Below are 12,844 nucleotides of genomic sequence, written 5' to 3' on the forward strand. Positions count from 1 at the left end.
GGCATCGAGAATTTCTTTATGGTTCATACGATTAACTCCCTTCTATGATGTTTTGCACACTCTTAAAATCCAAATTCCCTTGCGCCACCTCTTGCATCAAACCGATGATTTGCTCGTCACTGTACAGGCTGTTGGTTTGATTTTGCGGCAGAGCCTCCGCGCTTCGGTTTTTTCCTTCAGCTTTTAAGGCCACATAAGCAGAAAGCGCTTGGATTGTCTGGAATTCAAGAAGCTCCCGGCCGGTCAGCTTGATCTGAATGGTCTTTTCTAAATGACGCATCAGCTTTCGGCCAAGAATTGAATCCATCCCGTATTCTTGAACGTTTCTTTTGAAACTGATTTGATGCCGTGACAGGCTCAGCTCTCGTTCCAGAAATTGTACGATGATGTCTTGAATGTGTTTCTCTTCATTGGACTCGTCAGTCTCACTTTGGGCGACTTGTGACGATGGCCTAATATTCTTATCTGATGAGATCCAATAGCGTTCCTTTGCAAATGGATAGCCAGGTAACGGAACGATACGGACATTATTGTCTTCATGGAGCAGTTCCCAAGAAATATGATTACCTTTCGTCCACCAATCTGCTATCTTTTTAAAATCTTTTTCTATGACGACCGTTTTCAGAGATGTCTCATCTCGTTCTTCTGAAATGTCTTCCACATTCCCTGTATAAAAGGATGTAAATTGGCCGAATGATTCACCATTCTTCACTGCTTCTGCAAATTCCTTCAATTTTCGCACCAGTTGTTCCTGATTATTCACTACGATCGCCAGTCTTGCTTCCATTGCTTTTCTTCCAACCTGGAGTGTATACGCAACATCAGGTAATGAAAGGCTGTCAATCTGCTCTGCATACTCAAGCATTTGCAGAACAGCATCGTGAAGCCGATCCTCATTTTGAGCAGAAAGCACGATAACTTGCGGACATTCGGTTGGCTCTTGATGCGCGGATGCCTGCTCATCCGGAATGTATTCTTCAATTACTGCATGCGCATTCGTCCCGCTGATGCCCGTTGTGCTGATTGTCCCCATCCTCGGATTATGATTTTTTCTGATCCATGGCTGGTTCTCTTTGTGAAGCACAAAAGGGCTTTCTGCAAACTGAATATAGGGATTGCTCGATTCACATTCATGGGTAGCCGGAATTGTTTGATTTTTCATAGCCATCAGCATACTGATCAAAGCAACCACACCGGAAGCTGCAAATGTGTGTCCGATTAATGATTTAATCGAGCCGATGGTGCAGAATTGCTTCTGTTTCGTATATTTGCTGAACGCACCCGTCAATGCCTGTACTTCAAGCGGATCTCCCAGATTTGATCCAGTGCTGTGCGCCATCACATATTGAATATCCAGCGGATTGATCTGATATTTTTCATAAATGCTTTCTATTAATTCCGCCTGGCTAAAAGGATTGGGAGCTGTCATTCCATTGGTTTTGCCGTCATAATTCACGCCGCTTGCTTTTATACATCCATAAATGTGATCTTGATCTTCAATTGCCTTTGATAATGGTTTCAGCAGAACAGCTGCTACCGCTTCACCAGGCACAAGCCCATTGGCATCCTGGTCAAACACTTTGCATTGTCCATCTGGAGAAAGCATTTCCGCCTTTGTCAGCGCCTCATAAGACATTTGAGAAATATTCAGACTGACGCCGCCGGCTAAAGCCATTTCACAGTCTCCCTGACGCAAGGCTGCGCAAGCCTGATGAATGGCTACAAGTCCTGAGGAACATGCTGCCGTCAACGCCATATTAGGTCCTTTTAAATCTAATGCATATGCAATTCGCGCAGCCAATGTGGCGTTTTGAGTGCCGGTAATGTAATCCGTCTTACCGGTTAAGTGGGCATATTCTCCTTCTTCCACACCCACATAAACGCCGCAGGACTTTCCTTTAATCCGGTTTCCCATATATCCTGCGTCCTCAAATGTATGCCATGCTTCTTCAAGAAACAATCGCTGGCGCGGGTCCATACTTTCAGCTTCTTTAGGCGATATGTGGAAAAACAGCGGATCAAATCGGTCTATGTCTTTCAAAAATGCGCCCCATCTCGGCACTTCTGCTTTCTCTGGATGTCCTTTGACTTCACGCCAGTCCCAGCGGTCTTTGGGAATTTCTGAAATGCATTTTTTTCCGTTTTTCAGATTGTCCCACAATTCATGAACCGAATCAGCTTGAGGAAACCTGCCGCTCATTCCGATAATGGCGATAGGCTCTGTGTAAAGCTGCCGGCCGCTTCTATGGCTGTTTTGTGTTTCGAGTGCTGCAGAAACCGGCACTTCAGCTTCTGCCTGATTCTGAGTATCAGATGCATCATCCCGGTAAAATTCTTCGATCAGGCCTTTATGATCCGTTAAAAAGAAGCGGATCAATTCTTTTAAAGTCGAATAGCCAAAAAATAAAGCAGGCGTTATCTCGACTTTGTAATAGTCAGTTAACACGTTCGAGAATTTAGCCAAGTAGATGGAATCAAATCCAAAGTCGGCCCAGTTCTTATTCAAGTCTAGCTTGTCTTTTGAGATCTTAAGCAAGGTGTGAATATGCGTTTTCAAGTCCATTTCCAAACGTTTTTCAACGCTTAGGTTCTTCATCCCGCCCGATGTTTCTTGTGCAGGCGGGGCTATCATGTCCGGTTCTGGAACGGCACGTTCAGTCATTCCTAAAAAGCGGCGGACCCGGCTTGGCTGACCGGCTATGATAAGATGCTGCGCATCCTGTTGAGACAAAATGTGTTCAAACATACGTATGCCTTCTTCCGCTTCTAAGAAGCGCTGACCGCTTGACTTCAGGTACATCTCGGTAGTTTTGGCATTCCCGATTGTCATCCCGCCGTCCTTCCAAACAGGCCAGTTGATAACAAATGTATTGCCGTGATGAAGCTTGTTTCTGTAATGTGCATAAGCCATTTGGAACCGATTCCCTACCGCATAATCACAAAAACCAAAGTCTCCTAAAATAGCAGAAGACGAAGAGAAGTAACAGATAAAATCCAGGGTTTCTTTTTTAAACCACTCGTCAAGCGCGATCGTTCCATTGATTTTCGGTTCAATAATGCGCTTGAAGCTATCCATCTCTTTTTCAAAAATAGAGGACCCGCTCTCGATACCGGCGGCATGAATGACACCATTGATGGTGCCGTACCGGTCTTTTCCGCGTTTCACGCAGTCTCCCATTGCGATCGGATCACACACATCCGCCTCTGCATACATGGCTTCGCCGCCTAACTCCCTCAATGCTTTTAGCTGCTTTTGTTTTTCTTTGTTGATAGGCGTTCGTCCTGTCAGAATGATGTTCGCGGCATAGTTTTTAGCCAAATGCTTGGCGAATAAATAACCGAGCCCTCCTAACCCGCCTGTAATCAGGTAAGTTCCCCCGGACTTCAATTTGCTGTTGCCTGGCTGTAACGTTGTCTGTTCAATCTGACATACATAACGTTTCTCATTCTGATACAAGACGGTTTGTTCGGTTGAAGCCTGTAATTCCGTCCAGATCTTACTTGTCCAATCATCCATTGATTCTTTTGGAATTTGATCAGCATCCTGAAAGATTCCTGTCACTTTCGTATTCGGAAGGACTAGCCCGAGTGAACGTTCAAATCCTATCCATGATTCCAGATAACTTCGGTCAAGACCATTTTCAAAACATCCAGCCAATAACACACGGGCAGGTTGAATCTTCGCGGCCGCCATAGCTTGCAATAAATAGACTGCACAGGAATAATCTTGACTACAGCTTGAATCCTCCGTCGCCCATAAATAGAGGATTGCATCCGGTTCTCCATGTTCTTCCTGAATCCTACGGAAGGCTTTCTCAAAAGTGCCGGGATCCTTCCGTACAATTTGATAAGAGTATTGAGACTGTTTGCCGTACGTTGCGCCTTGAGAAACAAATATGACCTGGGTCTCTGGATCAAAGCTTTTCACAGCTGAAGCAAATGCTTGTTGCTTGTCTCTGTCAGTCAGAAAACAGACGAGAGTTGTGAAGCTTTTCGATGTGAGAGACACCTGCTGTTCTTTCCATACTTCTTTAAAGGTCATCACCTCGAAGTCTTCTTGCTCTTGGTGTTCTATATTGTTTTCAAAGGACGTTGTTCTCTTTTCAACACCTGATGCCCAGTAATGTTCCTTCGCAAATGGATATGTCGGCAGGCTGATTCGGATCGGCTTATGAGCTCCGTACAGCTTTGTCCAGTCAAAAGACAAGCCCTTCACCCAAAGATCCAGTAATTTCGTAAATTTCCCTTTGCTCATCCAGGCGTCTATCATCTTCTCCGTATCTTCATCAGCTGATAAGAGCGCTAATGCTTGTTTATTATCGTCAATACGATCCAGATACAGATCCTCTGCTTTCATTTCTATAAAATCTAGCAGCTTGCTCTCTAGATCTTCTATTGATTCGGCAATAAAGCCAAGCCTTTCCTCCATTGCTTCACGGCCTGTTTGCAGCGTAAAGGCAATCCGGACCAGATCTGATTCACTGTACCTTTTTTCGCGAACGGCAGTGAGCAGCTGCTCCGCTCTTTCTTGAAGCCGTTCACTGTTTTTCGCTGACAGCACGATCAGAGCAGGAGGATGTTGGGGTGTTTGCGCCCCGGTTTTCGGAATATATTCTTCTAAGATCAGATGGGCATTTGACCCTCCGGCGCCAAAACTGCTTAATCCGGCGCGTCTTGGCACTTCCCGACCGTCAATGATCGGCCGCTTCCATTCACCAAGCTTTTGCTGAACGATAAACGGAGTTTGACTGAATTCAATATTTGGATTCAAACGCTCAGCATGCAATGATGGTGCGATTTGACCGTATCTAAACTGAAACAGTATTTTTGTCAAACCAGCGATGCCGGCTGCACTTTCACAATGACCAATATTGGATTTGCTGGAGCCGATCGCGCAGAACTGTCTTTCTTGTGTATCTTCCTCAAACGCTTTTGTTAATCCAGCAATCTCAATCGGATCTCCTAATGCAGTGCCTGTTCCGTGTGCCTCCAGATAACTGATCGTTCTGGCTGGGATATTGGCATGCTGAATGGCTTCTTTAATCAGCTTGGCTTGGGCATTCGGATTTGGAACCGTATATCCGTTGGTTTTGCCTCCGCTGTTAATGGAGCTGGCCTTTATCACCCCATATATATGGTCACCGTCTTCTATTGCTTTTTGCAAAGGCTTTAAAATGACGGCACCCACTCCTTCTCCGTCAACAAACCCATCTGCGTCATCACCGAATGATTTACATTTGTCAGTTTCAGAGAGCATGTTCATGACAGATAAGTTCTGATAGTGAACAGGGTCGACAACTAAATTGACGCCTCCGGCAATGGCGCACTCACTTGATCCGCTGTAAATGCTTTCTAACGCCAAATGGATCGCTGTCAGAGAAGACGAACATGCTGTGTCAATAGCAAGGCTCGGGCCTTGGAAATTCAGCAAGTAGGATACCCTGTTGGCAATGGACCAATAGCCGTAGCCAGTAGGATAATTTTTGTTCATTACTCCGGCAAAGACGCCGACTTTTCTGCTTGAGCAGAGCGTGTCTGGCGTGTATCCCGCATCTTCAATACTCGCATAGGCGGTTTGCAGGAATAATCGCTCCTGAGGGTCCATTCTTTCTGCTTCTAGCGGAGAAATTTGAAAGAATAAAGGATCAAAAGTATCCATACCTTTGATAAATCCGCCCCATTTTGTATAAATCGAGCCTTCTTTTCCTTTTTCTTTATCGTAATATGCTTTCCAATCCCAGCGGTCTTTCGGGATTTCCTCTATACAATTTCTTCCTTCTTTTAGATTGTTCCAAAATTCTTCTGCTGTCTCCGCCTGAGGATAACGCCCGGATATGCCGATAATGGCAACATCACGGCTGACCGGTGCTTGTGCCAGTGATGGTGCTTCTTTCTCGCGGCTGCGGCCAAGCTTACGATAGCGCCGGGTTGTATCAGGCGCCTGCCCAGCCTCCTGTGAAGATTTGTTATTGATTGCTACCGGCTTGTCATTTTGCACTTGACGGTCAAGGCCTGTCAGTCTCATAAGTGCTTCTTTTTTCGTTTTGATTAAGTGTTCCACTAACGCGTCTATTGTCTGATACTCAAAAAATAAAGTGCTGCTCACATGGTCCAGTTCCTTACGTAATGTATTCGTGAGCTGAACAACGACAATAGAATCGATGCCGTACTTTTCAAGCTGTTCAGATGAATCAATTTTACTTGCAGGGATTTTCAATGTTTGTCCGATTAGTTTTTTCATATACTCGGTGCTTTTTTCTATCAAGACGGCATCATTTGATGATCCGCCTATCTCTGAAGCTACGTTTTGGACAGATGCTGGCTCCTTCCTCGCTGAAGAAAAATCCTTTTCTGCAGGAGGCACCATTTCCATAGCCATACGGCGCACCACTCCGTTGCTTGAGGCTGCTATGATCTGGTGACTGAGGTCATGTGCTGCTTCTGCCGGGAAGAACACGGATTCAAAACCTTCGCTTTCTAAGGCCTCTTTCCATTTGTTTGGATATAGACCAGGACAGCCGGGAATTCGCAGCGCAGGATCTTCATACAGCCACCAGCCTTCCAACAGTCCGAAGGTGATGTGTGGAAACAAGCTGTTTCCCGCCATTTCATTTAGTAACAGCAATCCGTTGTGCTTCATCACAGCTTTTGCATGCCGCAGCGTTTGGCGAATATTTTTTGTCGCGTGAAGAACATTAGCGGCAATTACAACGTCATAGCCGCCTGCCTCGATTTCCTGCTGATCGATTGGTTTTTCTACGTCAAATAGCTGATATGTCAGGTAAGGATTTTCCGCCCCATACTCTTTTTCTGCATGCAGCAAAAACGCCTTTGAAAGATCTGTATAACAATATTCTCCTATATGATTTTGATAGGTTTTCAGTTTTTGAAAGATTCCGGCACTCGTGCCGCCAGTACCTGCGCCTATCTCCATAATGCGAATGGAGGTTTTAGGGTCCTGTTTCAGCCGTTCATCTACGTAAGCTGTTAACGTATCAGCGAGCACTGTATTGAAGTAGTCTGCAACTTGGTTATGCTTGTAAATACCTTCCACCAATTCCATTGACGAATGAGGGAACATGATATCTGTCGCAGGCACCTTCCCTGTCAGGATATCCGGTAATGCTTTCAGCATGGCCTCAGCTAATACAACCATCGCTTTTGTGTTGCTGTCTTGGAGCCATTCTGCTTTTTTTGCATCCCATTCATTCCAAAGCATGTCTATATCCGCTGCCTTGTCCTTCCTCACCAAAGAATCTCCATCTTTTTTAAGGTAGTCTTGCTGCAGAAGGAATTCGCTGCTTTGCCGGAGCCACTTTTCATAAAACTCACGAGTATTGTTGTTTCCTTGAAGACGTTCAACCGATAATGTATGACCATCAAACAGCCCGGCCGTCTGCAGCTGCGCTAACAGAAGTCTGTAAAGGAGAGCGTCCAGCTCCTCATGTGTTACTCTTTTTATTTTCCGTGTTTCCGGCAGGCGTCTCTTCAGGCTTTCGGCGTCTATCGAAGGCTGCTGCGGGTAAAGGGTGATGAATTCCTTCTGATTCACGCCTTCGACTGCAACAGGTTTAGTCGTATGAATGAAAGCCGTTTGGCTGACAGGCCCTGAAAGCAGGGCTTCTAACGCTTCCATCCCTTCCTCAGGTTCAATTAAGCCTAAGCCAATTTGATTCATGAGCTGCACATAATTTTCATCTTCGGCCGCTTCACTGTTCCCCCAATATCCCCAATTCATGACGTTAACGGGACAACTCCAGCTTTGGGACAGCCGGTAAGCAAATGCATCTGCGAATGCACAGCCTGAGGCATAATGGCTTTGCTTCACATTTTTGATATGGGACACAAGCGAAGAGAAAAATAGAACAAAATCCAAATCCTCCTGCTGAAATACTTGGGCCATATGAACACTTACATCCACCTTTGCCGCCAATCCAGCTCTGAATTCTTCGAGCGTCATATTTTCCAGGCTTTGTTCAAATAAAACCATTGCAGAATGAACGATCCCATGAATATGAGGATGGCGTTTTTTCACTTGTTCATAAGCCTGCTGCAATGAATGCATATCCGCAGCATCGGCTGCAATATAGTAAGGCGCAGGTCCAAGTGCCGAGAGACGGTTTAATTTTGCCTGGATGGCATCATTGATTTGACTGCGTCCAATCCAAACGATCTGCGCCTGATAGCGGCGGATCATATACTCACTCCACGCCTCTCCGATGTACCCAGCTCCTCCAATAACCACATACACTCCGCCGGTTCGATATAACGTATCATTTGACGGGGATTGCTGATAGGGAATCAATTGCTGCTGATGCCATTGGTGATTCCGATAGGCCCACGCGTGCCCAAGACGGTCTGCAGGGAGTGTAAACATCTGTTTGATCGGCCAAGTGCAGCCTTCTTCAAGGTCAATCAGCCGGATATTCCAATGCGGATATTCCTTAGCCATTGTGCCAATGAGTCCATGAATGCTAGCATGAGCAGGATTGACAGCTTCATGCTGAGTAATCGGCTGCGCTTGGACGGTGATAATTGACCATTCCAGCTTTTCCCCGCCATAGCCTAATTGAAGAAGTGCTTTCACAAGCTTAAATACGTGAAGAACGTTTTCTTCCTGTTCTTCAATAAACATCTGCTCTGAGTGTAGCGGGGCAATCCACAGTACATGGTCAATGCTGCCGCACGCTTGCAGCTTGTTCGTTATCGTTTCCATGTGATCTGCCGGCTGGATATCCAAAACCACAGCCTGAGGATAGTATTGTTTCATTAACTTCTGTTCGTGCTCAGTACCCCCTAATAAAACGGCTTGTCCACCGGCAGCAAAGACACCGCTCTCCGCATTTGGAGACACTGGTTCCCAGACAGGAACCATCATCGTATGTCCTATCGATGAAGATCCCGCTGCTATTGCTTCCGGAGATTGAGGTTCTCCTTCCAGCGCTCTAATGGAAGCACCCTTCATTTGCACACAGACATTCCCGTCTTCATCGCATAGATCAATATCATACTTTCTGATTTTGTCCTCTGCCTTACTGTCTGAACTGAATCTAATATAAGACCACATTTCAGAAGGGCAAGGGGCAAGAATGTTAAGTTCCTGCATTGCAAACGGCAGAGACAGCTTATGGACTTGAGCATCCGTATTGACTGAGCTAACGATAAAACCAATCGATGCATGGAAAGCGGCATCCATCAAACTCGGATGGAGCATGAATTGCTTCTTACCGTCTTCCAAAAAAGCGGGCAAGGAGATTTTTGCAAGCAATTGTTCGTGTCCGATAAGCACTTTTTTAATCCCTTGATAGCCCTCTCCATAGTCAAGCCCTATCTTCCGAAACGCCGCATAGCATTGCTCTGACGTCACTGTATCCAGACTGCATTCCGCCTGCAGCGCTTTAATATCTAAAACAGGAATGTCCGGTTCAGCCCCTAGGATTGCAGTCCCTTGGCTGTGTATCATCTGGTTTTCATCTTTGCTGTAAATCTCATAGCTGATCTCTCCGCTATCCTCAGGATAAAGGCCAATATGTATCTCTTTTGGTTCACTTTCAATCGCGATAGGACGAATCCAGACGATGTCTCTGAGCGACACAATTCTTTGTCCATCTTCCAGATCACCCGCTGCTTTTTCCGCTGCTTCCCTTGCCATTTCTAAATAGGCAACACCCGGCAGGATTTTCTGTCCCTGCACAACATGATCTGATAGAAAAAATTCCTTACCTGTGAAGCTAGAGCTAAAGCGCTGCTCAGAAAAGTCTGACGTATTCCTATGCAGCAGCGGATGTAATGCAGAATTCGTTGTTCTGCCGCTGATTTTCGTCTCAGGTGCCGGTATCCAGTAGCGTTCTTTTGCAAACGGGTAGGTTGGAACACTTATTTTAAGCGGCTTGCGAGCGCCGTAGAGTTCATTCCAGTTGACCTGTTTTCCTTGAACCCATGATTCCGCGATGTTCTTTAAATCTCCCGCTTTTGCCCCGGTAAACCCTTGGCCCTCTTTGGCCTGTCCGGTCCAGCAGCGATCGGCTTCTTCACCTTTTACAAATGCTTGAAGTTGATGAATTAGATCCTTTATGTCTTTTACGATGAAGGCTGCCCGCTCCTCCATTTCTACCCGTCCTGCCTGCAGTGTATAAGCAAGCTCAAAAAGATTAATGTCCTCGTGAAGAAACTCAATGAGTTTGCCGGCGTATGCTTGCAGCCTGTCTATATTTCTCGCCGACAAGGGGATAATTGCCTCTTCATATTTCACAGAAACAGAGGCTGAGTCGTTCTCTGCCGGGATGTATTCTTCCAAAATGATATGCGCATTGGACCCTGACGCTCCAAACGAACTTACACCGGCACGGCGGGGATACTTAATCTCCATTCCGTTTTCTGTCAATGCCGGCTGCTCCCATTTCTTTGCTTCGCGCTGAACAAAAAACGGTGATTGATCCAGCTCCAAATAAGGATTCAGCTCTTCTGAGTGTAGGGATGGGACCAGCGTTTTATAATACAGCTGCAGAACGGTCTTCGTTAACCCGCTGATGCCGGCTGCAGATTCAGCATGGCCAATATTTGATTTCACAGAACCGATCGAACAAAATTGCTGATCCTGCGTATTTCGGCTGAAAGCCTTCACCAATCCTTGAATTTCAATTGGGTCTCCTAATGAGGTGCCGGTGCCATGCGCTTCCACATAGCCGACCGTACGCGGATCGATTCCTGTTTTTTCTAAGCAGGTTTCTATAACATCGGCTTGCGCTATAGGGCTCGGAACCGTAATGCCGCTGACTTTGCCTACATGATTAATGGCACTTCCTTTGATGACGGCATAGATCCGGTCACCATCCTGTTCAGCTTTTTGCAGAGGCTTTAATAATACCGTTCCAACCCCTTCTCCAGAAACGTATCCGTCACCGCCTTCGCCGAATGTATGACAATAGCCGTCGCTCGAGTGCATCCCCACACTGCCATAGCTGATATATTTAGCCGGATGCAGAGATAAGTTGACACCCCCTGCTATCGCAGCCTCACATTCCCCATTCCGGATGCTTTCTATCGCCAAGTGAATGGCAGTCAAAGAGGATGAGCAGACCGTGTCCACTGCCATGCTTGGCCCATGGAAATTACAGTAGTAAGACACTCTATTGGCGATTTGCGCATAGTTCAGTGACAAAGGAAAGGGATTTTGTTCGGATAAAGCTTCAGCACCTATAAGGGAATAGTCCTTATGCATGACACCGGCAAAGACGCCGACATGCCGTCTTTTATTGGCGCCTCGCTGTGCAGCAATTGTCTCAGGCGTATAACCTGCATCTTCAATGGCTTCCCAGCATGTCTCTAAAAACAAGCGTTCTTGAGGATCCATGGTTTCTGCTTCTCTGGGAGAAATTCTGAAGAATTGCGGATCAAAGCAATCGGCATCCTCAATGAACCCGCCCCATTTTGAAAAGGGCTTTCCAGAAGGTGTTGTCAGTTCATCGAATTCCTTCCATTCCCACCGTGATTTCGGAATTTCACTGATGCAGTCTGTTCCAGCCTTAAGATTTTCCCAAAATTCTTGTATGTTTTTCGCCTTAGGATAACGGCCTGCCATCCCAATGATCGCAATGTCCTCCGCTTTTTTTGGCGGGGAAGAAGGAGCATCTAAAGACTCCGGCAGTGATGCAGGAGGCTGGCGGACAGCATCGTCCGCCTCTCCAAACAAATAGTTTTCAGCCAAATGCGCTGATAATTCTGCAATCGTTGTATATTCAAACAGCAAAGTGGGAGAGAGATCTTCTCCAACATGAGATCCTATCGCCTGAACAATTTCAAGCAAGGATGGCGAATCTAACCCAAGCTCATAGTACCCGGCGTGAATATCCATTTGTTCTGCCGGTTTTTCAAGCTGTTCAGCCAGCAACTGACGCAGTAACCTTTCAAACGCATTGTATTTCCGGCCAGCGTCATGAGAGACAGAAGTTTCTTTTACCACTCTCTCTTCCTGGAGCTGATCGATTTCTTTTTCAGGCTGAAAGGCCTTCGCATCCCGGACAGACTTGCTTGCGAAGTTTTTAAGTTCAGCTATTTTTTGTCCAGAAGAATTAAAATATTCAATGGTCATATAAGTAAGCTCGTTTTTCTGGCGCACGGAGGAAGCCTGAATGCGCGCCGCACATTCTTTTTGTAATGGCTCCGAAGCTGTAAAGGATTCGAAAAACAAAGGCAGATACACAGTCTGTTCGTTTTTATTTACACTTGAGAGCAAGCCGCTTGACCCTAAACCGCTGCCGTCGATGAGCGTCGGATGAAACATAAAAGCCTCAGAATGAAGCAATGCTTCTTGTCCGACAGATACATCAATCAAAGCGGCCTCTTTTGTTTCATATACCTGTCCTTCTGCTTTCATCATGCCTGTATGCACTAATTCTTGACGGCGGCATTGATCATAAATGTCGTCCAAATTCAGAATTCGGCCGGCCGCTTTTTTCCATTGATGAAGGTCGATCTTTTCCGTGAAAGCAGCTGGTGCTTTATGATGCATCTCGGCCGAAGCATATCGTCTATGACCTGATAACGACTCTCCATGCTGTTTTTGCCCTTCAATTAAGATGGACCATGTCCCTTTTTTGCTTTCAGACACTTGGATTGTCAGGGCAATGTCATACGATGCTTCCGCGATTAAAGGATAAAAAATGGTCAGATTTTTCAGTTCTAGCTCTTGATAAGCGTAACCATGTTCTTGGAATACTTGATAAATCAGATCTATATAAGCAAGGCCGGGTAATAACGCTTGTCCATATACCTTGTGATTGCACATGATAGGATTATTTAATGAGATGCGCAGCTGTTCAGTTATCATGTTCCCACTCCTCTC

The 12,844-nt window shown here is 45.9% G+C and carries 1 protein-coding gene; it reads right to left on the reverse strand.

The window, feature by feature from the left end:
* Window positions 1-31: 31 nt before the first annotated feature.
* Window positions 32-12,829 (reverse strand): SDR family NAD(P)-dependent oxidoreductase, encoded by a 12,798-nt coding sequence (locus tag DIC78_RS00710; RefSeq protein WP_127695174.1) that lies wholly within the window; start codon window positions 12,827-12,829, stop codon window positions 32-34.
* Between the last annotated feature and the right edge of the window lie 15 nt (window positions 12,830-12,844).

The sequence above is a fragment of the Bacillus halotolerans genome (assembly GCF_004006435.1).
Classification (GTDB): domain Bacteria; phylum Bacillota; class Bacilli; order Bacillales; family Bacillaceae; genus Bacillus; species Bacillus halotolerans.